The sequence below is a fragment of the Plantactinospora siamensis genome (genome assembly GCF_042434095.1).
Taxonomy (GTDB): domain Bacteria; phylum Actinomycetota; class Actinomycetes; order Mycobacteriales; family Micromonosporaceae; genus KBS50.
In genome coordinates, this window is the sequence record NZ_JBHLUE010000016.1 from 19,371 (window position 1) to 42,933 (window position 23,563).

Annotated in this window: 23 protein-coding genes; 10 read left to right on the forward strand and 13 right to left on the reverse strand. The window is 73.2% G+C overall.

The annotated features are described in order from the left end of the window. Positions 1–138: 138 nt before the first annotated feature. Together ACFFHU_RS17575 and ACFFHU_RS17580 are read right to left on the reverse strand one after the other, a co-directional pair. Positions 139–636 (reverse strand): MerR family transcriptional regulator, encoded by a 498-nt coding sequence (locus ACFFHU_RS17575; protein ID WP_377340261.1) that lies wholly within the window; start codon positions 634–636, stop codon positions 139–141. Beyond that, a complete protein-coding gene (locus tag ACFFHU_RS17580) occupies positions 633–956 on the reverse strand; it encodes a hypothetical protein (protein WP_377340263.1) in 324 nt (107 codons plus the stop codon). Before ACFFHU_RS17580 ends, ACFFHU_RS17575 begins: the two co-directional genes overlap by 4 nt. 145 nt (positions 957–1,101) lie before the next feature. Between ACFFHU_RS17580 and ACFFHU_RS17585 the strand changes: the two genes are divergently transcribed. Next, positions 1,102–1,539 (forward strand): DUF1707 SHOCT-like domain-containing protein, encoded by a 438-nt coding sequence (locus ACFFHU_RS17585; protein ID WP_377340265.1) that lies wholly within the window; start codon positions 1,102–1,104, stop codon positions 1,537–1,539. Between the two features lie 229 nt (positions 1,540–1,768). Continuing rightward, positions 1,769–2,578 carry a metal-dependent hydrolase gene (locus tag ACFFHU_RS17590; RefSeq protein ID WP_377340267.1) on the forward strand — a complete coding sequence of 270 codons (810 nt, stop codon included), beginning with the start codon at positions 1,769–1,771 and terminating at the stop codon, positions 2,576–2,578. 94 nt (positions 2,579–2,672) lie between these two features. Here the strand turns inward: ACFFHU_RS17590 and ACFFHU_RS17595 are convergent, their stop codons facing one another. Further along, complete coding sequence (locus ACFFHU_RS17595; protein WP_377340268.1) at positions 2,673–3,224, reverse strand: hypothetical protein; 552 nt, start codon at positions 3,222–3,224, stop codon at positions 2,673–2,675. Positions 3,225–3,396: 172 nt separating this feature from the next. On the opposite strand from ACFFHU_RS17595, the gene ACFFHU_RS17600 reads away from it, so the two are divergent. Then, a complete protein-coding gene (locus tag ACFFHU_RS17600) occupies positions 3,397–4,332 on the forward strand; it encodes an amidohydrolase family protein (protein WP_377340270.1) in 936 nt (311 codons plus the stop codon). Positions 4,333–4,377: 45 nt separating this feature from the next. On the opposite strand, the gene ACFFHU_RS17605 is transcribed toward ACFFHU_RS17600, so the two are convergent. Further along, a complete protein-coding gene (locus ACFFHU_RS17605; RefSeq protein ID WP_377340272.1) occupies positions 4,378–5,415 on the reverse strand; it encodes a phosphotransferase family protein in 1,038 nt (345 codons plus the stop codon). A 180-nt stretch (positions 5,416–5,595) separates the two neighbouring features. On the opposite strand from ACFFHU_RS17605, the gene ACFFHU_RS17610 reads away from it, so the two are divergent. Next, positions 5,596–6,123, forward strand: coding sequence for an RICIN domain-containing protein (locus ACFFHU_RS17610; RefSeq protein ID WP_377340274.1), 528 nt, complete (start codon positions 5,596–5,598; stop codon positions 6,121–6,123). 118 nt (positions 6,124–6,241) lie between these two features. Here the strand turns inward: ACFFHU_RS17610 and ACFFHU_RS17615 are convergent, their stop codons facing one another. Beyond that, complete coding sequence (locus tag ACFFHU_RS17615; protein WP_377341185.1) at positions 6,242–6,835, reverse strand: nucleotidyltransferase family protein; 594 nt, start codon at positions 6,833–6,835, stop codon at positions 6,242–6,244. A 289-nt stretch (positions 6,836–7,124) separates the two neighbouring features. On the opposite strand from ACFFHU_RS17615, the gene ACFFHU_RS17620 reads away from it, so the two are divergent. From ACFFHU_RS17620 to ACFFHU_RS17630, 3 genes are all read left to right on the forward strand, one after another. Beyond that, a complete protein-coding gene (locus ACFFHU_RS17620) occupies positions 7,125–7,634 on the forward strand; it encodes a MarR family winged helix-turn-helix transcriptional regulator (protein WP_377340276.1) in 510 nt (169 codons plus the stop codon). Positions 7,635–7,700: 66 nt separating this feature from the next. Further along, positions 7,701–8,168: an SgcJ/EcaC family oxidoreductase gene (locus tag ACFFHU_RS17625; protein WP_377340278.1), complete on the forward strand. Its 468-nt coding sequence runs from the start codon at positions 7,701–7,703 to the stop codon at positions 8,166–8,168. Then, the gene (locus tag ACFFHU_RS17630; protein WP_377340279.1) at positions 8,165–8,779 is read left to right on the forward strand and encodes an NAD(P)-dependent oxidoreductase; all 615 of its coding nucleotides are present in this window, start codon (positions 8,165–8,167) and stop codon (positions 8,777–8,779) included. Before ACFFHU_RS17625 ends, ACFFHU_RS17630 begins: the two co-directional genes overlap by 4 nt. A gap of 44 nt (positions 8,780–8,823) precedes the next feature. On the opposite strand, the gene ACFFHU_RS17635 is transcribed toward ACFFHU_RS17630, so the two are convergent. The 5 genes from ACFFHU_RS17635 to ACFFHU_RS17655 all read right to left on the reverse strand — a co-directional run bounded on the left by ACFFHU_RS17635 (position 8,824) and on the right by ACFFHU_RS17655 (position 15,057). Further along, positions 8,824–10,554, reverse strand: a complete 1,731-nt coding sequence (locus tag ACFFHU_RS17635; protein WP_377341187.1) for a bifunctional 3'-5' exonuclease/DNA polymerase — start codon at positions 10,552–10,554, stop codon at positions 8,824–8,826. An 89-nt stretch (positions 10,555–10,643) separates the two neighbouring features. Beyond that, positions 10,644–11,582, reverse strand: coding sequence for a carbohydrate ABC transporter permease (locus ACFFHU_RS17640; RefSeq protein ID WP_377340282.1), 939 nt, complete (start codon positions 11,580–11,582; stop codon positions 10,644–10,646). Further along, the gene (locus ACFFHU_RS17645; protein WP_377340284.1) at positions 11,582–12,490 is read right to left on the reverse strand and encodes a carbohydrate ABC transporter permease; all 909 of its coding nucleotides are present in this window, start codon (positions 12,488–12,490) and stop codon (positions 11,582–11,584) included. Before ACFFHU_RS17645 ends, ACFFHU_RS17640 begins: the two co-directional genes overlap by 1 nt. Positions 12,491–12,505: 15 nt before the next feature. Next, entirely contained in the window at positions 12,506–13,957 is a 1,452-nt protein-coding gene (gene ngcE, locus ACFFHU_RS17650; protein WP_377340286.1) for an N-acetylglucosamine/diacetylchitobiose ABC transporter substrate-binding protein, read from the reverse strand. Positions 13,958–14,100: 143 nt separating this feature from the next. Next, on the reverse strand, positions 14,101–15,057 hold the full coding sequence (locus ACFFHU_RS17655; protein ID WP_377340288.1) for a MurR/RpiR family transcriptional regulator: 957 nt from the start codon (positions 15,055–15,057) through the stop codon (positions 14,101–14,103). A gap of 169 nt (positions 15,058–15,226) precedes the next feature. Here ACFFHU_RS17655 and ACFFHU_RS17660 point away from each other — a divergent pair, with 169 nt between their 5' ends. Then, complete coding sequence (locus tag ACFFHU_RS17660) at positions 15,227–16,207, forward strand: N-acetylglucosamine kinase (protein ID WP_377340290.1); 981 nt, start codon at positions 15,227–15,229, stop codon at positions 16,205–16,207. Between the two features lie 87 nt (positions 16,208–16,294). Here ACFFHU_RS17660 and ACFFHU_RS17665 read toward each other — a convergent pair whose 3' ends face one another. Next, a complete protein-coding gene (locus tag ACFFHU_RS17665) occupies positions 16,295–18,754 on the reverse strand; it encodes a M50 family metallopeptidase (protein WP_377340291.1) in 2,460 nt (819 codons plus the stop codon). A gap of 10 nt (positions 18,755–18,764) precedes the next feature. Further along, the gene (locus ACFFHU_RS17670; protein ID WP_377340293.1) at positions 18,765–19,451 is read right to left on the reverse strand and encodes a hypothetical protein; all 687 of its coding nucleotides are present in this window, start codon (positions 19,449–19,451) and stop codon (positions 18,765–18,767) included. A 356-nt stretch (positions 19,452–19,807) separates the two neighbouring features. On the opposite strand from ACFFHU_RS17670, the gene ACFFHU_RS17675 reads away from it, so the two are divergent. Beyond that, on the forward strand, positions 19,808–21,196 hold the full coding sequence (locus tag ACFFHU_RS17675) for an acyltransferase family protein (protein ID WP_377340296.1): 1,389 nt from the start codon (positions 19,808–19,810) through the stop codon (positions 21,194–21,196). A 28-nt stretch (positions 21,197–21,224) separates the two neighbouring features. Next, the gene (locus ACFFHU_RS17680; RefSeq protein ID WP_377340297.1) at positions 21,225–22,199 is read left to right on the forward strand and encodes a hypothetical protein; all 975 of its coding nucleotides are present in this window, start codon (positions 21,225–21,227) and stop codon (positions 22,197–22,199) included. Between the two features lie 139 nt (positions 22,200–22,338). On the opposite strand, the gene ACFFHU_RS17685 is transcribed toward ACFFHU_RS17680, so the two are convergent. Next, positions 22,339–23,424: a cellulose binding domain-containing protein gene (locus tag ACFFHU_RS17685; RefSeq protein ID WP_377340299.1), complete on the reverse strand. Its 1,086-nt coding sequence runs from the start codon at positions 23,422–23,424 to the stop codon at positions 22,339–22,341. Positions 23,425–23,563: the final 139 nt, after the last annotated feature.

A 23,563-nucleotide genomic window follows, 5' to 3' on the forward strand; every position in this document is an offset into this window, starting at 1 on the left:
GCCCCGCCAGCCGCGCGCCAGCCGCCGCCGCCTCGCGGTCGCGGCTCCGCCCCGGCCCCCGCGAGCCGCGCGCCACCCTCGGTGGAACCCCAGCGACGTTATCGGGACCGGGTGACGTCGCTGGCGTTCCACCGAGCCTCAGGGTCGGCGCGGCGCGGCGTCGCCGAACGGCAGCGGGCACGACGAAGTGCTGGCGCACGTCGCCAGGTCGGTGCAGCCGGCATCCAGCGCGGCCCGCAGGGCCTCGGCCGATGCCTCCAACTCGACGATCCGCGCGGTGATCTCGGTGAGCTTGGCCCGGGCCCGCGCGCCGAGGTCGGCACCCGGCCGCGACCGCGGGGCGAGGCCGGTCGCCGGTCGGCCGGCGGCCAGCAAACCGGCGATCTCGTTGAGGGTGAACCCGAGCCGTTGCGCGGCCTTGATCCCGCGCAGCACGGCCGGGGTGTCCGGCGGATAGCGGCGATGCCCGCCGAGGCTCCGCTCGGGGGGTGCGATCAGGCCGCGGCGCTCGTAGAACCGCAGCGTCTGCCGGTTCACCCCGGCCGCGGCCGCGACCTCGCCACTGCGCAGGCCCGCAGCCGGGGTGCCGGCCACGGGCGGCGCGCCGGACGCCCGGCCATCGGCGCCGGTCGTCACCGGTGGACCTGTCCGAATCGCTCGGCCATGCCGTCCAGCACGTCGACGTGGCCGGGCGGCACGGTCACCTGCACCCGTACCGCGCCGTCGGTCCGGTCGACGGCGAAGGCGAAGAACGAACAGCAGTCCGACTCCCGGGCCACGAGATCGTTGATCGCTCGTTCCGCCGACGGGTGCAGGATCCAGCACAGCCGAGTCGGTGCCGTCCGCCGCTGCTCGATCAGCGCCGCCCGAAGCACCTCGTCGAACTCGGCGAGCCGGCCCGGGCGCTCCGCGGTCGGCAGGGTGCACGCCTCCGGCGTCCAGTCGCGTTCCGTCATCCCTCGACGGTAAACCGGTACCACGGCACCGGATGCAACCCCCGGCTACGCCGGTGGACGTAGCCGGGACACCGCCCGGGGGCCTACCCCACCCGCGGCCGGGTGGCGCACCGTGGAGGCGCACGACCGGAAGGGAAGGTGGGACATGACCACAGCACCCGGTCCCCGGCTACGCGCCTCCGACGCGGAACGCGAACGCCTCGCCGACCTGCTGCGTACCGCCATGGCCGAGGGACGGCTGACGCTCGCCGAGGGCGAGGAGCGACTGACCGCCGCGTACGCGGCGGTGTACCGGGACGAGCTCGGCGCCCTGGTCGCCGACCTGCCGGGCGGCCACCGCGCCGTACCGGATTCGTCGCCCGCGGGCCGGCCGGCGCGGGTGGCCGGCCGGATGCCGCCGGACCGCCGCCACCCCGGCCGGCCCGCGCCGCCGGACCGGTGGCCGGCGCCGCGGCCGGTGGTGGTCTTCGCGCTGCTGCTGGCCGCCGTCATAGCCGCCTCCGTCCTGGTCGGACGCCCGGTGTTCTGGCCGGTGCCGCTGGCCTTCATCGGGTACGGGCTGCTCCGGCACGCCCGCCGATAGCGCGCGGGACGCCGGCCCGCTGCGCGGTAGCGCCCGCGACGGCGGTGCGCCCGCCGATAGCGCCCCGGACGCTGGCACCGTCGGCGAGGCCGGCACGGCGATCTGTCGGCTCGCCGACATCCGGCCGGCCGACCCGCTTCCACCATGGACGGCGAGCCCGCCCCGCACCGGCCGGTTTGCCCGCGTGGCGTAACTTTGCCTACAAGATCCATGGGGAGGATGCGCGACGATGATGGGACCGTCCCACGCTCTGTCCGGCGCCGCCGTCTGGTTGGCCGGCTCATGGGCGCTCGACCACTTCGCCGGCTATCACCAGTCGCCGCTCGCGGTGGCCGTCGGCACGGCGGTCTGCGCCGGTGGCGCCCTCTTCCCCGACCTCGACCTGTCCGGAAAGGTCACCCGCAACCAGGGCGGCGCCACGGTGGCGAAGACCTTCGGCGTGTTCTCGCTGTTCGTGGCAGAGGTGATCGAGAAGCTCTCGCTGGTGGTCTACACGGCCACCCGGACCCGCCGGGACCCGCACCGCAACAACGGGCACCGGACGCTCGCGCACACCCTGCCGTTCACCCTGCTGGTCGGCTGGGGCACGACCGCGCTGTCCACCGCGTACGGCAAACGGGCGGTCATCGGCATCCTGTTCTTCATGTTCGGCCTCGCGCTGCGCGGCCTCTTCGATGACTGGGCCAAGCGGGTCGGCTGGGTCACCATCACCCTGCTCTCGCTGGCCGCCGCCGTCTTCACCTGGACGATGCTGCCGGGCAACCGCGGCTATCCGCTGCTCGGGCTCGCCGTGGGCGTCGGCTGCTTCGTGCACCTGATCGGCGACATGGTCACCAGCGCCGGCGTACCGATCATGTGGCCGATCCCGGTCCGCGGCCGCATGTGGCGGATGGTCGGCATCCCGAACCACCTGGCGCTGCGGACCGGCGGCACCGGCGAGGTGGTGGTGCTGCGTACCGTGCTCACCATCGTGTCCGTGCTGGCCGCGCTCGGCCTGGTGGCCCCGTCCGTCCTGCACGGCATGGACCTCGACGGCTGACCCCCCTTCCACCCTCTTGATCATGAGGCTGGCTGGCGACGTGATCGATCCAGGCGAGGGCTAACCTCATGATCAACGAGGGGCGGGCCGGTGGTCAGTCGCGGCAGCGGCGCCGGTGGTAGGCCCAGGTGAGCGCGAGCAGGGCCGGTCCCCACAGGTGCAGCGGCAGGTAGCAGGCCACCAGCAGCGCCTCACCCCAGGGGCCGGCGAAGCCGAGGTCGACGTTGGGGCCGAAGAAGTTCATCGTGGCGTACGCCCAGGTCAGCATCAACAGCACCGAGCCGACCCCGGCCGCGGTGACCACGGCGTACGGCGGGATCCGCCGGCCGCCGAGCAGCGGCACCCAGCCCGGCACGACCTCTCCCCACCGCCGCACCAGGCCGAGCGAGAGCAGGGCCAGCGCCTCGGAGAACATGGAGAGCCCGATGATCTGCGCGCTCTCGGCGCCGTGGGTCCGCGCCGGCACGCCGCCCGCGAGCAGGCCCAGCGGTACGCCGGCCACGAGCGCCACGCGCCAGAGCCCGGATGGCAGCGCGAGCAGCGGGATGAGGTGAGCGAGCCGTACCGTCCAGGGGGCCGGCGGGCGGCCGTCGCGGGACCGGCGGGCGTACCGGCCGACGGTGATCGGGGTGGCGCAGGTTGTCATGGTTCCAGCGTGCCGGCGGTGGCCCGGCCTGCCGTCCCGGCACCGGGTGAACCCGCTCCCCCGCCCGAGGGACCGGTGAACCCGCCCCCGCCCCCGGTGGCGTCCGGCCGTTAAGAAGGGGCCCTTCCTATACCGGAAGCGATAAGAAGGGGCCCTTCCTTACCATCGGGCGATGGACGACGCCGAGGTGCCGGGATTCTGGCGAGAGCTGGGCCTGCCCGGGCTGGCCGACGTGCACGTGCACTTCCTGCCGCCGCGGTTGCTGCGCCGGATCTGGGCGTACTTCGACGCGGCCGGTCCGCTGGTCGGCACCGAATGGCCGATCCGGTACCGGTGCGGTGACTCCGAACGGGTGGCGCACCTGGACCGCCTCGGCGTACGGATGTTCAGCGCGCTGGCGTACCCGCACCGGCCCGGAATGGCGTCGGACCTGAACGACTGGACGCTCGACTTCGCCCGGCGGACGCCCGGTTGTCTGCCGTCGGCGACGTTCTACCCGGAGCCCGACGTGCTCGGCTACGTTCGGCGGGCCGTCGAGGCGGGGGCACGGATCTTCAAGGTGCACATCCAGGTGGGTGGGTTTCCGCCCACCGCGCCGGAGCTGGACGCGGTGTGGGGGCTGCTGGCCGAGGCCGCCATGCCGGTCGTGGTGCACGCCGGCCACGCGCCGGTCGGTACGACGTACACCGGTCCCGGCCCGTTCGCCGAGTTGCTGGCCCGGCACCCGCGACTGCCCGCCATCGTGGCCCACCTCGGTGCGCCGGACTACGAGCCGTTTCTGGAGCTGGCCGAGCGGTACGAGCGGGTGGCGCTGGACACCACCATGGCCTTCACCCCGTTCTTCGAGCGGTTCGTGCCGTTCCCGACCGAACGGCTCGGCCGGCTGCGCGAGCTGGGCCTGGCCGGAAAGGTCCTGCTGGGCAGCGACTTCCCGAACATCCCCTACCCGTACGCCGAGCAGCTGGCCGGGTTGGCCCGGCTGGACCTGGGCGACGAGTGGCTGCGCGCCGTCTGCTGGCACAACGCCGTCCGGCTGTTCGGCGAGCCGGCCGAGCCGGCCGCGCCGGCCGCCCCGGCCGAGCCGGCCGAGCCGTCGGCGGGCCGTTAACAAGGGCCCCCTGCTATACAAAAAGCGATAAGAAGGGGCCCTTCCTTACACGGCGGCGGCGGCCCAGTCGGCGATCTGGTGGAGCACCGGGGCTCGGCCGGCGAACATGCCGGCCAGGTCCCGCCGGTCATAGTTGGTGGCCTGCCGGTTGGCGCTGGCCGCGTGCGTCACCATCCACGGACCCAGCCAGCAGTACTTGACCGCCGCGGTGAGCGCGATGGCCCGCCGCACCAGGGCCGGATCGACCGCATCGCCCAGGCCGGCCAGATAGCCGTCGACGACGGCCGACGTCACCGCCGGCAGCCGGTCCACCGGCACCAGCCCGTCGAGGAAGGTGTCGAGGATGAGGTTCGCCGCGTCCTCGCCCACCGGTCCCGGGCCGAGCGCGGTCCAGTCCAGCAGCACCGGACCGGAGGCGGTCAGCACCAGGTTCATCGGCCAGACGTCGTGGTGGCACAGCGTGCGCGGCAGCTCGGCGGCGGCCGCGAGGTAGTCCTCGCGCCGCGCCCACAGGTCACGCAGACGTATTCGCAGCTCGGCGGGCCATTCACCGACCGCCACCGGGTGATCCCACGGCGGCCGGTCGGCGGCCGGCCGGGTCCGCACGTAGTCGCCCAGCCAGTCCCGGGCCAGCCAGTCGACCGCCGGCAGCGAGCCGAGCCAGGTGGCGTGCGCCACCCCCAGCCGGCGGGCCAGGTCGGCCAGGTCCGCCACCTCGGCGCTGGGTCCGGGCCGGCCCACCACGTCCTCCAGCCACAGCGCCACCGAGCCGTCGGCCCGCTCCACCAGCTCGAGCAGCTCGGGGGCCCGGATGCCGCCGCCGGCATAGACCGAGCCGGCCAGCCCTTCGGCGTACGCCAGCATCTCCCGGCGCCAGTAGTTCCAGTGCCCCGGATCGTCCTCGGCGGTCCAGTGCGCCGGTGGATCGGGATGGTGTCCGGGCGGGGTGGCGATCTTCAGGACGGCGCTGCGGCCGTCCCGCCGTACCCGCCAGATGCCGCCGGTGGCGGCGTTGCTGGCATTGTGGTCCAGCGGCTCGGCGACCCATCCGGGCTCGACAAGGTCCGCCGGCGGCCGGGTCATCGGCCGGCTCGGATTCGGCGTCGCACCTTCGAGATGGTACGGCGTGCGCGGCACCGGTGCCCGCGGACCGCTTCCGCCGGTGCGCACTGATCATCAACAATTTGTCGTACGGGGCAGCGAAGGCTTGCGGTCGTTACCTAAGCTTGCGGGATCAGCGATTTCGATGAACACGGGGGCACCATGTCACGTCGAATCAGGTCCGTCATCGCCATGGCGGCCGCGGTGGCGGTCTCCACCGGACTCGGTTGTTCGCCCGCTCGGGCCGCGACCGGCACCGAGCAGACCACCACCCTCGCCGGCACTACCTGGATCATCAACGGATACTCGGGCAAGTGCCTGGGGATCTCCGGAGGCAACATGAAGAACGGCACCGCGGCCCTTCAGTGGGACTGCGGCGCCGCCGACCACAACTGGCTCTCGATCCCCGATGACGGCTACTACCACGAGCTCAGGCAGGCCAACAGCCCGAGCAAGTGCCTCGGTGTGCCGTCCGGGTCGAAGGTGAAGAGCGTGGGAATGGTGATCTGGGACTGCATCGGCGTCACCGATCAGCGGTGGAAGAAGGCCGCGGTGGGGTACGGCTACTACCGCTACACCAATCTGAACAGCGGCATGTCCATGGGGGTCTCGAACAGCAGCACCAAGAACGGAGCGCCGATCATTCAGTGGCCCTCCATCGACGTCGACGACCAGTACTGGGCCGGCTGACGGCGATTCGCAACGGCACGCGTGGTACCCGGGGCGGGTGGGTCGAGGATCCACCCGCCCCGCCCCGCCCAGCCCCGCCCAGCCGCGTCGGACGCGCGAGCCCGCGATCGACGGCGGCTCAGACGCCCACGCGTTGCGCGGGCACGGTGAGGCCCCACAGCGCCATCAGCTCCGGGGTGTCCACCCGGCAACCGTCGGCGACCGTGTCGCAGGCGATGTCCACGATCTCGTCCTTGTGCGCCAGCAGGTAGGGCCGGGCGCCGACGTCGGCCTTGGCCAGGGTGGCGATGCCGGGCCAGTGCCGGCGACCGAACAGCATCGGGTAGCCGCGCAGGCCGCCGTACGTGGCGCAGACCAGGGCCTCCGGGTACGGCAGCGCGGCCACCCGGCGCACGGCGGCCACGGTGAGCCCCGGCATGTCGACCGGCACCACCGCCACGGCCTCGATCTCCGGGTCGTCGAGGGCGTTGAGGCCCATCCGCAGCGACGAACCGATGCCGGTGCCCCAGGACCGGTTGACCACCACCCGCGCCCCGGACAGGTCGGCGGACTGCCGGACCTGCTCCGCCGCCGCGCCCAGCACGACCACGCAGGGCGCGCAACCGGCCCCGGCCATGATGTCCAGCACCTGGTTGACCAGCGGCCTGCCGCCGGACTGCAGCAGCGCCTCCGGGCCGCCGATCCGCCGACCGCCACCCGCCGCGATGATCATTCCCGCGATCCGACTCAGCTGAGTCACCCCCGCCTGACGAAAATCCTCCACTCGCACCCAGCCGGCACCGGCCCGGCTGCCGTCGAGCGCACACCGGACCCAACGATTCGGCTATCCGCGGGTATCGGGGCAAAAGACGGAAATCGGGACCGGCCCGCCGATGGCGGCGGCCGGCCAGCCCGGGTACGGCGGGGGCGGTCCCCGGTTTCCGCCGTCGTCCACCGCTGGCGAGCCGGGCCGCATACTGGTCGGGACACCACCGGCGGAGGCCACGGTGATGCTGCACGGAATGGGGTTCGATCAGTTGGTCCGGCAAGCACCTCGGCGCGACGACACCGACGACGACACCCGCGATGTCGGTGAGCTGCTCGGGCGGGAGCTCAGCACCGCGGTGGTGATGTTCCACGAGGCGGTGGCCGCCCGCCGCGGGCTGACCGCGGCCGAGAACAAGGCCCTGGACCTGTTGACCCGCCTCGGCCCGGTCAGCTCGGGCGAACTCGCCCGACAACTGGGCCTGACGCCCGGTGCGGTCACCGGCCTGGTGGACCGGCTGGCGCGCGCCGGCTACGCCCAGCGGGTCCCGGACGCCACGGATCGGCGCAGGACGTTCGTGGCCGCGAACCTGGACCGGCTCAAGGCCGAACTGGAACCGGCCTTCGAGCCCATGCGGCAGGCCGTCGCGCACCTGACGGACGGCTACTCCCCCGCACAGCTGGGCGCCATCCGCACCTTCCTCGCCGACGTGACCCGGATCCTGCACGAGCAGACCGCCCGACTGACCGAGGAGCAGTCCGACTGACAGCCCTTGCCCCGATTAGTTTAGTTGTCTAAAGTTTTTAGATAACTAAACTAATCGGGAGGATCGATGATCAGTGTCGACGCGGCCCAGGCCGCCGTTCGCGCAACGCTTTCCCGGATCGCCGAAGCCTGGACCGCGGGTGATCCCGACCGGTACGCGGCGCTGTTCACCGAGGACGCCGACTACACCGCCTTCGACGGCACCCGGATGGCGGGTCGGCGGGCCATCGCCGACGGCCACCGGGCGCTGTTCGCCGGCATCATGCGCGGATCCCGGATGACGATGCGCCCGCCGGACATCCGGTTCGTCGCCGACGACGTGGCCGTCGCATGCACGGTCGGCGGGATCATCATGTCCTGGCAGCGCGGCCGCACCGCCCCGTCAGCCAAACGGCTCTCCGCGGTCACCTTCGTGCTCGTGCGCCACGAAGGCGACTGGTCGGTCACCGCCTTCCAGAACACCCGCTACCGTCCATGGTCCCGCACCATCATGGGACGGCTCATGTCCCGCACCGCAGCTGGAGGAACGCGGTGAACCTCACCGTCCTCGGCTCGACCGGGCGTACCGGCCGGCTCGTCGTCGCGGAAGGTCTGCGGCGCGGCCACCGGATCACCGCGTTCACCCGCCGGCCGGACGCCCTGCCGGCGGCACCGGCACCCACCCGGGTGGTCACCGGCGACGGGCGCGACCGGGCCGCCGTTGGGGCAGCCGTCATCGGTGCGGACGCGGTCATCGCCGTCATCGGCGGCACCGGACGGAGAGGCCCGCACCACACCGCGGCCGTGGCCGGCGTGCTGGCAGCCTGCATGTCCGAGAACGGGGTACGCCGGCTCGCCATCACGAGCGCGTACCCCATCGTGGCCGTACGGCCTCGCCTCGCCATGGCGCTACTCCGGTGGCTCCTGGCCGACGCGTACGCCGACGTCGCGCGCATGGAACGGATCGTCTCCGCCGCCGACCTGGACTGGACGATCGTGCGCCTGAACCGCCTCACCGACGGGCCACCCCGGGGCCGGCCGCGGATCAGTCGCGACCTGTTGGACCGCCCCAGCCCAATCACCCGCGCCGACGCGGCCGGGGTGCTGCTCAACACCGTCGAGGACGGCGCCCTCGGACGCACCGCCATCAACATCGCCGGTTCATGAGCGGCAGTCCGGCCGGGCGCCGGCTCCGGAGCCGACCGGTGACGTCACTTGGCGTCGGCGTAGCAGTCCACGATGGATGTGTCGAGCGGGAAGCGCACCTCGGTGGCGCCGAACAGCAGCTCGGTGGCCCGCCGGCCGGCCTCGGTGACCAGCTCGGCCACCCGCTCGGCCAGCTCGGCGGGGCAGTGCACGAGCACCTCGTCGTGCTGGAAGAACACCAGCTCGGCCGGGGTGCCGGCGAGCAGCCCGCGCAGCACGGCCAGCATCGTCGACGCCCACTCGGCGGCGGTGGCCTGGATGACGAAGTTGCGGGTGAACCGGCCCCGGGCCCGCGCCGCGGCGGTGGACCGGGACTCCCCCGTGCCCGCCTCCGAGCCGCCGTCCGCCAGCGCGGTCTCCCGCAGCGACACCCCGGCCGGCGGGCAGGTGCGGCCCAGCCAGGACCGGACCAGCCCGTTGCCCTCACCGGTACGCGCCGCCGACTCCACGTACTCGAACGCCGTCGGATAGTTGCGGCGCAGCACCGCGAGGGCCGGCACGGCGGCCCCCCCGGTCTGCCCGTACATGGCCCCGAGCAGCGCCACCTTGGCCCGGGCCCGGTCGCCGGCGAACGCGTCCCGGGCCAGCGCGGCGTACAGGTCGCCGGCGCCGCCCGCGGCCGCGAGCCGGGCGTCGCCGGACACGGCGGCCAGCACCCGCGGCTCGAGCTGGCCCGCGTCGGCCACCACGAACCGCCAGCCCGGATCGGCCACCGCGGCCCGCCGGATCACCTTGGGGATCTGCAACGCTCCGCCGCCCCGGGTGGCCCAGCGGCCGGAGACCACGCCGCCGGGGACATACTCGGGCCGGAAGCGTCCCTCATGGACCCACGCGTCCCGCCAGGCCCAGCCGTGCGCCGTCCAGATCCGGTAGAGCTCCTTGTATTCCAGCAGCAGCGGCACGGCCGGGTGGTCGACGCCGCGCAACACCCAGGCCCGGGTGTTGGGCAACTGGACACCGGCCCGGGCGAAGGCCCGGAGCACCTCGGCGGGCGAGTCGGCGTGCAGGTGGCGTACCCCGAAGGCGGCGGCGATCCGGGCGGCCAGGTCGGCCAGCCGGCGCGGCGGACCGCCCACCGGCGACGGCTCGCCCAGCAGGTCGAGCAGGATCGTCTCGTGCACGTCCGCCCGCCACGGCAGCCCCACCGCGTTCATCTCGACCGCGACCAGCGCGCCCGCCGACTCGCCGGCCACCAGCAGCCGGAACCGGCCGGGGTGCTCGGCGCCGGCGATCCGCGCCTGCTGGTCGGCGTACACCCGGGCCAGCGCTTCCGGACCGGGACCGGGACCGGCGGGCGCGGCGTCGAACAGCGCGGCCTGGCCGTGCCCGGGCGGCGCGGCCGGCTGCGGGGGCGGATCGGGCGGCACGGGCGTGCCGGCCAGCCGGGCCAGGGCCGCGGCCAGCGACCGCGGCTCGCCCCAGCGCCCGGCCTGGCCCAGCAGCAGCGACTCGGTCAGCTCGAGATCGTGGCACCGGTCGAGCCGGACCCCGGCCCGCAGCAGCGCCGGATAGCTCGTCATGGCGCTGTCCAGCACCCATCGCGGGCGCTCCGCGCGCTCCCGCTCGGCCACCGCGGCCACCAGGTCGGTGACCCGCTCCTCGGGCCCGGCCGGACTCCCGTCCGGGTGCAGCGGCAGCAGCCGCCCCCCGCCTCCCGCACCCCCCACCACCGCCACCAGCACGCCGCCAATCCTGCCCCCACCCCCCGACACCCGCCGGCCCGGCCGCCGACTCAGTCGATCAAGGAGTTGTGGTGCTCGGCAAAAGCGACGCAATGCCGCCCTTCGCCCACCACACCTCCCTGATCGGCGAGGAGCCGGCAGGGTTACTTCACGGCGCCGGAGGTGAGGCCGGACTGGATCTGGCGTTGGAAGATGGCGTAGACCACGATCATCGGGAGGATGGCGATGGTCAGTGCGGCGAACAGGCCGGACCAGTCGGCCTCGTAGCCGGCGTTGACCGAGATGTCCGCGATGCCCTGGGTGAGCACCCACTTGTCCTTGGCGTTGGAGAGCAGCACCAGCGGCAACTGGTACTGCGCCCACTGGCCGATCACGTTGAAGATCGCCACGCTCACCAGACCCGGCTTGGCCATCGGCATCATCACCTGGAAGAACAGCCGGGTGTGCGAGGCACCGTCGATCATGCCGGCCTCGGCCACCGAGGAGGGCAGGGTCTTGAAGAAGGCCGCCAGAAAGAAGATCGTGAACGGCAGCGAGTACGCGATGTAGACCAGGATCAGCCCGGTGTACGAGTCCAGCAGGCCGAGGTTCTTGACCACGAAGAACAGCGGCACCAGGGCCAGGAACACCGGGAAGGCCAGCCCCGAGACGAACAGGTAGTAGATGATCCGGTTGCCCCAGAACCGGTAGCGGGCCAGCACGTACGCGGCCATCGAGCCGAGCAGCATGGTGCCGAACGTGCTGAGCGAGACCACCAGCACGCTGTTCAGGAAGTACCGCCCGACGTGCGCCTTGGTCCAGGCCCGGGACCAGTTCTCCCAGCGCAGGTGGTCCGGCATGGTCCACGGGCTGCTGAAGATCTCGGCGGTGTTCTTGAACGAGGCCAGGAACGTCCACAGGATCGGCGCGATCACGATGATCGCCCAGACGATCAGGGCGACCTGCCCGAGCCCGGTGAGCACCGAGACCTCCGACCGGCGCCGCCGGAACCGCCGGCCGGTCGGCGCGGCGCCGGCGGGCGGGACGGCTGCCCCCGCCGCCGGCGCGGGCGGGGGGACCTGGGTGGTGGTGTGCGGGTTCATCAGTACTCCACGCTCTCCCGCTTGGACAGCCGCAGCGTCAGCGCCGCGAAGGTGAGGGTCAGGAAGAACAGCGCCACGCCCATCGCCGAGGCGTAGCCGTACTTCGAGTAGACGAAGGCGTTGCGGTAGATCTCCAGGGCCAGCACGGTGGTGGCGCCGTCCGGGCCCCCGTTGTCGACCGACAGCACCGAGACGATGGCGAACGCGTCGAACGCCGCGATGCCGAGATAGACCCAGGCCACCTGGAGGGTGTCCCACAGCAGCGGGAGGGTCACCCGGAAGAACAGCGTGACCCGGGTGGCCCCGTCCATCTCGGCGGCCTCGTAGATGTCGCTGGGGATCGCCGACATGCCGGCCGAGAACAGCACCACGTAGAAGCCGACCGCCTGCCAGACCAGCACGGCGATGATCGACCACAGCGCCAGCGACGGCTTGACCAGGAACAGCACCGGGTCGAAGCCCAGCTTCATCAGGACCCCATCGATCAGCCCGGACGAGTTGGGCCGGTAGACGGTCTGGAACAGCACCGCCACGATGGCCACGGCGAGGACCTGGGGGAAGAAGAACACCACCCGGTAGAAGTTCGACCCCCAGACCCCCCGCCGCTGACCCCCCGTGCTCCGCCCGCCCACGTTCAGCAGAAAGGCGAAGAAGAGCGCGATGGCGATGGTGATCAGCGGCAGAGCGACCAGCAGGACCGCGTGGTGCTCGATGGCCTTCCAGAACCGGTCGTCCTGCACCAGCCGCCGGTAGTTGCCGAACCCCGTCCACTCCGGCGCGGAAAACCCGCGCCAGTTGGTCATCGAGATCTGGAACGCCTGCGCGTACGGGGCGATCACGAACACCACGTACAGCGTCACCGGGGCGGCCAGGAAGCCGACCACGAACGGATACTTGCCGTGCCGCATGATCCCTCGTCCCTGTCAGCGCTTGAACTTGGCGACCGAGTCGTCCTTGGCGAGGGCGTCGGCGCGCTTCTGCATCCGGTCGCAGAACTGCTCGGCCTTGGCCCGACCGAACATCAGCTCATTGGTGGCGGTCCGGCACTCGGTGTCCAGCTCCTTGTACCAGTTGTCGAACATCAGATTCACCACGTTCGAGCCGGCCGCCTTGAGCGCGGCCTGCGAGCTGGCCACGCCGGGCGGGAAGGCGTACCCCTCGGAACCGGCCGTGACCACGGTGGCCGCCTTCACGGTCGAGGTGAAGCCCTTGGCGCCGGCCGCGGACAGCATCTGGCGCATGTACTCCATGCCGCCGCGCGGGTTCTTGCTCTTGGCCGAGACGAAGTAGCCCTCGCCGGCGGCCGCCCGGACCGTCCCGAACGGCATCGCGTCGGAGGCCGAGAGGTCGGGCAGGGTGGCGAGCTGGTACTGGAAGTCCGCCGGGGTGTTCTGCTTCTGCTCGTTCTCCAGCCAGTCGCCGCTGGGGTAGAACCCCACCTTGTACTGGTCCTGCTGGAGCTGGACGTCGGTGTGCTTGAGGCCCTCGAAGCTCTTGTCGAGGTACTTCGCGCCCACCTCGGCCCAGGCGGTGGCGGCCTTGAGCACCGGGTCGGCCGTCCAGGCCCCGGGCGCCAGGTTGTCGATGTTCTTGAGTACGTCCGGACCACCGAGCTTGGCCGCGTGGGTGAGGATCACGTTCCACTGGTAGTACGCGGCGTTCGCGCCGGCGTAGCCGTACCCGGTGATGCCCTTGCTCTTGATCTTGTCGAGCAGGCCCATGAACTCGTCCCAGGTCTTCGCCGGCTGCCAGCCGTTCTGCTTGAACAGCTTGCCGGAGTACCACAGACCGTAGACCGTGGAGACGTAGTAGAGCACGTACGGCTTCGCTCCGTTGCCGGTGTCGTACATGCCCTGCTCGACCGTTCCCGGCACGACGGTGTCGCGGACCTTCTTGCCCGGGATGTCCGCCGACGGCGCGTCCCACAGCTCGGTCAGGTCCTGCAGCTGGCCGTCCTTGACAAGCGCGCCGAAGTCCATCAGCTTCTCGCCGGAGTTGTTCACGAACTCCGGCGGGTTGCCGGCCGCGAACCGCGGCTGCAGCACCGTGGACACCGCCTGGGTGGACTGGTGCTTGATCTCCGCCTTCGGGAACTCCTTCTTGTACAGCGGCTCGTGCACGTCGGTGGCGTACTTGTCGCCGTACCCGCCGTTGAAGATGATCACCTCGATCGGGGCGTCCTCCTTGACGCCCAACGGGTTCTTGTCGCTCTTGGCCCCCTCGGCCTTGTCGCTGTCTCCGCTGCTGTCGCTGCCGCTGGTCGCGCAGGCGCTCAACAGCCCGGCTGCCGGCGTGACCAGCAGGCCGGCCGCGGCCGTGCGGCCGAGCAGCGTCCGGCGGGTGAGATCCGACGGACGGTCGGGAGTAACGGACATGATTTCTCCTCGATGAGATCCGGGTCGGGTGCGACCGGCGTACCGCGACTCGATGGCAGGGTGCTGCTCGCCCGGGAGGTGGACAGGAGACACCTCCGGACACCTGGTGAAACGGCGGACCGGCGGCCGCGCCCCCGGCGCGGTCATGCCGAACCGTCCCGGGCCGCCTTGTGGCCGTCCACGGCCCGGGCGGTCCGCTGGAACGCCGCGTGCGCCCGCGAGTGGGTGCGCTGTGCGACCGCGATGTAGAGCAGGTCGAGCACGACCAGCTGCGGATGACGCGCCGAGAGCGCGTCCGGCCGGAAGGTGGTCGCCTGGGTGGCGGTGAGCAGGACGATGTCGGCCAACTCCGCCAGCGCCGCGCGGGGAAAGCTGGTCAGCGCCACCGTGGTGGCGCCGTGGCTGCCGGCCTCGGCCAGCAGCTCGATGGTCTCCCGGGTCTGCCCACTGTGGGACACCCCGAGCGCCACGTCGCCCGGCCCCAGCAGGGCGGCCGCGGCGAGCCCGTCGTGCACGTCGCGCCAGGCCCACGCGGCCACCCCGATGCGGTGCAGGCTGGATCGCATCTCCTCGCCGACCAGGGCGCTGCCGCTGGCGCCGAAGATGTTCACCCGGGGCGCCCGGGCGATCGCGTCGGCCGCCCGCCCCACCGCCGCGAGGTCCAGCAGCGCCGCGGTGTCGTGCATGGCCCGGGTGTCGGCCGCCATGATCTGCCCGAGCACCCGGTCCAGCGGGTCGCCCGGCTGGATCTCCCGGCCGATGTCCACGGTCCAGCCGGCCGACCGGGCCCGGCCGGTCTCGGCGGCGATGCCCAACCGCAGCTCGGCGTACCCCTCGAAGCCCAGCGCCCGGCAGAACCGGGTGATCGTGGCCGGCGAGGTCCCGCTGCGCTCGGCCAGCTCGACGATGGTGGCCCGGGCCGCCCGGTCCGGGTCGGCCAGCACCTCGTCCGCGACCCGCTGCAGCGCGCCGGTGAACTCGGGCAGCCGGGAGCGGACGTGCGCCAGCACCCCGTCGGCCACCGTACGGGCGGGGGGGCCGGGTCGGTCGAGGGCCGAACCGTCGACCGCCACGCCCGCGGCGGTGTCCCGTTCGACCATCGGCCATCCCCAATCGGAAAAGACTGTTAACTGTTAGTGGTAAAAGTTCTTACTGAAGGCCCCTTCCTGTCAAGAGCGTGGGCGAAGTTTTCAAACTGTTACCGGGCTCGGCCGGTCGCCGGCCGGGTGGACCTTGCCTGCCGGCGCTCGCGCCCGCAGCATGAACGCCATGCCGCAGAAGCTGGTGCTGGGACTCGACATCGGCGGCAGCACCACCCGGGCCGCGCTGATCAGCACCGCCGGCGTTCGGCTCGGCACCGGCCTGGCCGGCGGCGGCAACCCGACCAGCTCCGGCGCCGACGCGGCCGCCGCCGAGCTGGGCGTCGCGCTGCGCCAGGCGCTCGCCGCGGCCGACCCCGCGGCGGTACGCGCCGGCTTCATCGGCCTCGCCGGGGCGGGCCGGCTGCTGGCCGACCCGGTCGGTCGGGCCGCCTTCGACCGGGCCTGGCGGGACGCGGGGCTGCGCTGCGGGTACGAGATCCACGGCGACGCCCTGGTGGCGTACGCGGCCGGCACCGCCGCCCCGGACGGCACCGTGCTGATCGCCGGGACGGGCGCCATCGCGGCCCGGGTCCGCGATCTGCGGCTGGCCCGGGTGGCCGGCGGGCACGGGTGGTTGCTCGGCGACGACGGTTCCGGGTTCTGGCTCGGTCGGGCGGCCGTCCGGCACACCCTCGCCGCCCTGGACGCCGAGACCGAGCCGTCCGCGCTCGGCCGGGCCGTGCTCACCGAACTGCTCGGCACCGCCCGGGTCGAATCACCGCCCCGGCGCACCACCGACCGGCTGGTGCAGGCCGTCACCCGCGCCGCGCCGGTGGCGCTGGCCCGGCTGGCGCCCCTGGTCCTCGACCGTACGGCCGACGAATCCGGCGCCGCCCGGATCGTGGCCGAGGCCGCCGACCACCTCGTGGCCACGCTGGTCCCGCTCCGCCCGGGCGAAGACCCCGCCCCGATCGTGCTGGCCGGCGGCCTGCTCGGCGCCGACAACGCGCTCAGCCGGGCCGTCCGCGACCGGCTCGGCCAGCGCTGGCCGGCGGCGCCCCTGCTGCCCGCCCGCGACGGCGCGCTGGCCGCAGCCTGGCTCGCCGCCCGGACCGTGGACCCCGATCCCGACCGCGCCGCCGCGCTGCACGCCCGCCTGCTCGGCTAGCCGCCTGCCGGGGACGCCCGCGATCGGGCCGTCGAGGGCGGTCCCCATCCCGGCCGGCGGCGGCAGCGCCGCCGGCCGGGATTGCGGTCAGCCTGCGCTGACCTCTTCCGACGGTGAGCCGCCGCTTGCCGCCGCGGCGGGCTCGGCGGGCTCGGCGGTCGCGGCCGGCGACAGCGACGGATCGCCGGCCGCGTCCGGGCTGGGCAGGGTCGTCGGGACGTCGGGCACCGCGGGCGAGGTGCCCGGGGCGGACGGCGACGCGGTCACGCCGACGCTGGGCGGCCCGGTGACCGGCGGCAACTGTTCGCTGGGCCCGGTGCTGCCGGCGCCGCTCGGGGCCGGATCATCCGGCGTGACGCTCGGCGTCGGCGGGGGCGATGGCACGGGCGACGGCAGGGCCAGGTCGTCCTTGAGGATGGCGACGATCTGCGCCTGGTACGCCAGCAGCTGCTGTCGGATCTCGTCGAGCGGGACGTCGCGGATGTTTGCGGCGTACTGCTGGATCTGTGCCCAGAGCGCGTCGAGCTTGGCGGCCGTGGCGGCGTCGGGCCGCTCCTTGAGCGTGAGCAAGAGCTGGCTGGCCAGCGCGTAGGTCAGGCAGTCGACGCACTCGTAGTTGACCGCGGCCGAGAGGTTCTGCGGTACGACGATGTCGGCCTGCCCGACGATCAGCACCACCTGGAATGCGACGGCGACGGTCGTACAGCCGGTGCAACTGGCCACCGCGTACGCCTCGTTGACGTTCCAGGACTCCCCGTCGGTGACCCAGACCATGGCGAATGCCACGTCGTACGCGGTCGATCCGTCGGTGGTGTTGACCGCCAACGCCTGGTTGTCCCCCTCGCCCGGCGGCGCGGGCTTGTTGAACGGGAACACCCACGCCGGTTCGCCGGCGGCCGGCCCGGCGGCGCCCGGGGCGGCGGCGTTCCGGTGGGGCACCATGACCAGCGACAGCTGCGGCTTCTCCCTGGTGGGCGGTGCGCCGGGAGCGGCCCAGACCGAAACGGCGCGGCCGACCTGGCCGGGGCGCAGCCCCGCGCCGGCCGGCCGTGGCGGGCTCTGGTGTGCAATGGCCAGCGCGTCGGTGACCGCGCCGTGATCGGTGGGTCGGACCGGCGCGTACCGGTCGCCATGTGGCCACCAGGCCCAGAGCAGTCCGGCGAGCACGGCCACGGCCGCCACGCCCGCCGTCGCCCGTCGTACCGGGCGGCCGGCGGTGTGCCGCCAGACGGACCGGCCGACCCGGCGGACCAGGCTGACCAGCATGTAGCCGCCGGCCAGCAGCGGCAGCGCGGTGGCGAGGATCGACAGCGCCCGCGCGGTCACGCCGACGGCGTCACCGTGCTGCCACGCGGCGGACAGCGCGCCGGCGTGCCGGACGATGTTGGTCACGGCGGTGCCGGCCACCCGCGGAAACGCGACAACCAGCAGGACCAGGCTCGACAGCAGCAGCGGAACGACCACCAGCACCCAGCCGGTCACCACGGCTCGCGCCCACGGCTTCAGGGCACGGGCCTGCGGCTGGTCGCGCCGGTGCGGCAGCAGGGCCAGCAGGGTCGGCCCGATCCTGGCGTACAGATCGGGTACGCCGATCAGATCCGCCAGGATGTGATAGCCGTCGAAGCGCACGAACGGCGCCAGCTGCCGCAGCATCTGCAGGATCTGCGCCGGGACCAGCAGCAGCACGGCGTCCCAGCCGGTGGCCGCCCACACCCCGAAGGTGGCGACGGCGAAGATCGCGTTGAAGTACAGGCCGCCCAGGTCGACGCGCAGCCGTCCGGGTCGGCCGAGCCGGTAACTGTCGTTGACGTCCGTGTAGAACGCCGGCCACAGCAGATAGACGCCGGCGCCCATGGCGCCGGGCGTGGCACCGCCGTACCGGCAGGCCGCCGCGTGACCGAACTCGTGGAAGCCGGCCGACACGATCGTCACGGCGAACAGGAGCAGCAGCAGGGCCGGCCGGTTGAACGCCTCGTACGTGGCCGAGCCCAGACCCTTGTCGAACAGCACCCAGCCGGCCACCCCGAGGAACGCGGCGGTCAGCGCCAGCACCGCGACCGGGTGGAACAGCGGCGCGAACGGCGCGGTGATCCGGCGGGTCAGCCTCGGGTTGGACACCACGAAGCGCAGCCGCAGTGCCAGCAACGGGTTGGACCGGCGTACCACCGGTTCCCCGCCGTCGGCGCCGCGCAGCAGGCCCAGCGGACGCAGCCGCCCCTCGACCAGCGTCCGGACGTTCTCGGCGGTGATCAGCCGGCCGGACGCCTCGGTGGCGCTGGCCGCGATCGACGCGAGGTCGCGCCGACCGTCGATGGCGGCCAGCACGTGGTACAGCAGCGGGGTGAGCTGGACAGTTTGCCCGTCGCCCCGGCGCACCAGGGCGGGCGGGGTGCGGTATCCGGAGCCGCGCATCGTGCCGATGAGCTCCACACCGCGCGCCAGCGCCGGGATCGTGGTGGTGGTGGGGTGCGGACCGGCCGGGGGGTCGGACACCGTGGCGGCGCCCGACCCCTGCCGACCGGTCACGACCGAGGTCGTGACGGTCATGATCAAGCCGTCACTGGTCGATCTGGGAGTGCTGGTCGGCCAGGGCGTCGGCGGTCACGCCGTCCATGTGCTGGGAGATGATCGCGGTCTGTTCCGCGATCGCGGTCGAGTGGGAGTCGATCGACGCGATGTTCGCGGAGGCGCCGGCGTCGATCGGGGCGGCCACGTTGGCGTTGGCCGCGACGGCGCCGGCCACCGGTGCGGCGAAGTCGGTGTCCAGGTGCACCTCGACGTTGACGTTGAGCAGATTGCCGTTGAGCATCTGGGCCGGGTCGCCGGTCGTACCGTCGGTGACCGTCGTCGGATCGGTGGCCGGGGTCGTGGTGGTGTCGGTGGCCGCGCCGCCGGCGCCGGTCGGCGCGGACGTGCCGTCCGCGGACTGGTCGATGCCGCTGTCCTGCGGGGCGTGCGCGATGGCCGAGCCGCTGAGGGTCTGGTCGATGCTGGTGCCCTGATGCGCCAGCGCGCCCGCGTCCGAGCCGCTGGACAGCACGTTCGCGCTGACGGCGGCGTCGATCGGGGCCGCGACCTGCGCGTTGGCCGCGACCGCCAGGTCGATCGGGGAGGCGAGGTCGAGCGCCAGGTCCAGGTTCACGTTGAGGTCCAGCAGCGACATCACCTCCTTGGTCGGCAACGCGCTGCCGCACTCGGCGGCGAGTTCCTCGGCCGTCAGCGGCCGCAGCTCCAGATCGCTCATTCATCGTCTCCGTTCTCGGTGGGGCTCGGTGTTGCCATGCCTCACTCCCCGAGTCGGATTCGGACTAAACCTCTATAACGCCTCACATCGGGTAGTTGTTGTTATGCAAAGAGTTACTTGCGCTGGCCGGCGGTGCGGCCGTCCTGCATCTGGCGCTGGAAGGTCTCGCACGGGGCATCACCCGGAAGATGAGTCCGAAGTGGCCGCAGTCGTCCGGCATCCCGGACCGGGGGAAGGCCTACGCGGCGGCCGCGCCGAGCAGCACGGTGACGCCCCACAGCGGCGGCGGCAGGAGGTCAGGATTCGGCCGAACCGTTATCACCCGGCCTGACCCCCTGGCTGGATAGCCTGAGCCCATGCGCCGGCTGCAGGCCATGGTCCGGAACACGCCGGCCGAGCGGGAGCGGTACGTCGACCTGCTGCGCGCCCTGGCGATCGTCGCGGTGATCAGCGGCCACTGGTTGATGACGGTCATCGACCTGAGCCCGACAGGGCGGCTGGGTGGCCACAACGCCCTCCAGGAACTCACCGGGGCCCGCGTCGTGACCTGGTTCTTCCAGGTGCTGCCGATCTTCTTCCTGGTCGGCGGCTATGCCAACGCGGCCTCGCTGACCGCCCGGGTGGGCCGGGGCGGCGGCGCGGTCGACTGGCTCATCGAACGCAGCGGCCGGCTGCTGCGCCCCACCTCGGCGTTCCTGGCCGCCACGGTCGTCATCGCGCTGGTCGCCCGGGCCGCGGGCGGCGACCCGCACGAGATCCGCCAGGTGATCTGGTTCATCACCGTCCCGCTCTGGTTCCTCGGCCCGTACCTGCTGGTCGTGCTGCTCACCCCGCCGATGTTCGCGCTGCACCGGCGCGCCGGCCCGGCCGTGCCGCTCGTGCTGGTCGGCCTGGTCGCGCTGGGCGACGCCGGGCGGCTGACCGGGCCGGCGTGGCTCGGGTACGGCAACTTCCTGTTCGGCTGGCTGCTGCCGCACCAGGTCGGCTTCGCCTGGCGTACCGGCGGGTTGCGGATCCGGGCCGGCGCCGCCGCGGCCCTCGCGGTCGGGGGTCTCGCGGCGCTGATCCTGCTGACGGTGCCGGGGCCGTACCCGATCAGCATGATCAATCTGCCCGGCCAGCGGATCCAGAACATGTCGCCGCCCAGCGTGGCCCTGCTCAGTCTGGCCACCGCGCAGCTCGGCCTGATCCTGCTGCTGCGCGGGCCGGCGGAGCGGATGCTGCGCCGGACCGGCCCGTGGACCGTGGTGGTGGCGCTCAACTCGGTGGTGCTGACGATCTTCCTCTGGCACCTGACCGCGCTGATCCTGGCCGGCGGCGCGCTCGACGCGCTCGGCGTGCTGCCGACCCAGCCGGCCGGCAGCACCGGCTGGTGGCTGTGGCGGCTGCCCTGGCTGGCCGTGCTGACGTTCTTCCTGGTCCCGCTGGTGCTGGTGTTCGGCCCGGTGGAGGCCCGCGCCGGCCGCCGCCGCGCCGGCGGAACGAGCGGGGACGCCACGCCGGGCGGTGACGCGCGCGCTCGTCCCGGCCGGGCCGGGGTCCGCGGGTGGGTCGCCGTCGGGTGCTACCTCGCGGTCATCGCCGGGCTGGTCGCCAACAGCCGGGCCCCGCGTAGCGGTCCGGAACCGCTCGGCATCCCGACCGGGGCGCTGGCGGCGTACCTGGTCGGCGCCGGAGGGCTGCGCCTGCTCCGCGCGGGCGTCCCGAGCGTTAAGAAGGGGCCCCTGCTATACAAAAAGCGATAACAGGGGGCCCTTCCTTCAGGAGCAGCCGATGCCGATGCCGCGGGTAGCGCTGCCGTCCGGACGCACCGGTCCCGAGGTCGCCACCGGCATCGTCGACTGGATCCGGTCCGAGCCGCTCGACCGGCTCGTCCGGGCGTTCGCCGGCGATCCGCCTGCCGGTGACCCGGCGGAGCTGCTCGACTGGCTGGAGGGGTTCTCCGCCCGGGTGTGGGACTTCCGGGCCGGCCGGGAACGGCCGGAGGCGCGCGAGCCCGACCTGGACCCGGCGCTGGCCCGGCTCGTGGTCACCGCGGCCGACGACCTGGGCATGGTGGCGCCGCATCCCGCGCCCCGGCCGGCGTACGCCCACCTGGTCGTCCTGGGCGGCCTCGCGCCGGCCTGCCTGCGCCGCACCGGGTACGCGGCCCGACTGATCGAACGCGGACAGGTGACCGTCGACGAGGTGGCCGTGCTCGGCAGCTTCCGGCCGCTGTCCCCGGCCGAGCGGGCCGCGCTGGCCGCTGTCGGGCTGCCGGAATGCGACACCGAGTTCGACGCCCTCGACGCCGGCCTGCGGTTGGGCTTCGGCGACCCGGACCGACTCACCGACGCGGGCGGCCTACGCGACGATCCGCACACCAGCTGGGCCGAGCGGACGTACCGGCACCGCGCCGGGGTGCGGATCCGGGTGCTGGCCGCGCCGTCCGGCGAGCCGGCGGTCCGCCGCGCGCACACGGCCGACACGCAGCGCTTCTGGGCTGGCCGGGTCCGGCTCACCGACGCCGACCCGGTGCTGCTGGTAACCGCGCCGATCTACGTGCCGTTCCAGCACTGCGACGCGCTGCGCACCCTCGGCCTGCCGTACTCCTGCCCGGTGGACACCGTGGGCATCGACCCGGCCGCCGACCTCGCGCCGCTGCCCGAGCCGGTCCTCACGCCCGGGCGGTATCTCCAGGAGATCCGCTCGGCCATCCGGTCCATGCGCGCCCTGCACGCCGCCCTGCCGGGCGGCGCCGCCCGGTAGCGGGGCGCCACCGGCAGCCGGCACCGCCCGACAGCCGGCACCGCCCGGCAGCGCCCGACAGCCGGCACCGCCCGACAGCCGGCACCGTCCGGCAGCGCCCGACAGCCGGCGCCGCCCGACAGCCGGGCGGCGACCGGGGTCAGGCCGTGACGGTGACGTGCAGCTTCCACGGGATGCTCGGGGTGGGGCAGGGCGTCGGCTGGTGCATGCAGTCGGCGTCGGTGACCGTGGACAGGTCGGCCGTTCCCGCTGCGCTCGCCCGGTAGCGGGCCACCAGCGGCTGGCCGCTGGGATAGCCCCCGCTGACGCTGGTCTGCGCCAGCACGCCGTCCGGGGCCACCTTCGTCGGCTGGTACTCCTTGGGCAGGCTCACCACCAGCGTGTCCCCGACCCGCAACGCCACCGTCTTCTGGTTGTCCGCCGCCGTCACCGTGACGGTCTGCCCGGTGCCCGGCGGCGGGGCGACGATGCTGACGTGCACGGTCCAGAGCCGGATCGGCACGGTGCACGGCGGCACGGTGTGCAGGCACGGATAGTCGGTGTGCGAGGTGAGGTCGGCCGTGCCGACCGCCGCGGCCCGGAACACCGCGGTCAGCGGCTGGCCCGTCGGATAGCCGCCGCTGGCCGAGACGGCCTGCAGCGCCGAGTTGCTCACCGTGGGCCGCACGTACTCCGCCGGGAGCGAGACGCCGAGGGTCTGCCCCACGGTCAGCGTGACGGTGCGCTGGCTGTCGTCCTGGGTCACCGTGACGTCGGCGCCGGTGGGCGGCGTGGGCGAGCCGGTCGGTGGGGTCGCGTCGTTGGCGCAGGTGGGCACGGGTGTCGGCCCGGTGCCGGCCAGCTGCACCCCGAACCGGGTCGCCGCGCCCGGGGCCAGGTTCCCGTTGTACGAGGTGTTGGTCGCGGTCAGGGCGCTGCCCGTCGTGCTGACCGTGGCGTTCCACGAGGAGACGACCCGCTGCCCGGTGTCGAGCATCCAGCCCACCGTCCAGGTGGTGGCGGCCGACGCCGACGTGTTGACGACGGTGACGCTGACGACCTGTCCCCCGCCCGTCCCGCTGCCCCACTGGGAATCGATGTGCGCGGTGGCCGTGCACCCACCCGGCACGGTGAACGCCGGACCGTTGCCGGCCACCGCCGGGGTCATCGCGACGGCGGCGAGCAGGCCGGCGCCGGCCACCATGCCACCCACGGCCAGCACGGCCCGCCTGGATACGGTTGTCACAACACCCTCCCGGCCAATCCCGGAGACGCCTTGAGCCCCGGGCTTCGACTGCCACTAAGATTGACTCAAATGAATGAGTGGCCGCATACTTTCCCACGGGCCGGGCAGCAGTTCCATCGACGCGGTGTGCGGCATCGCC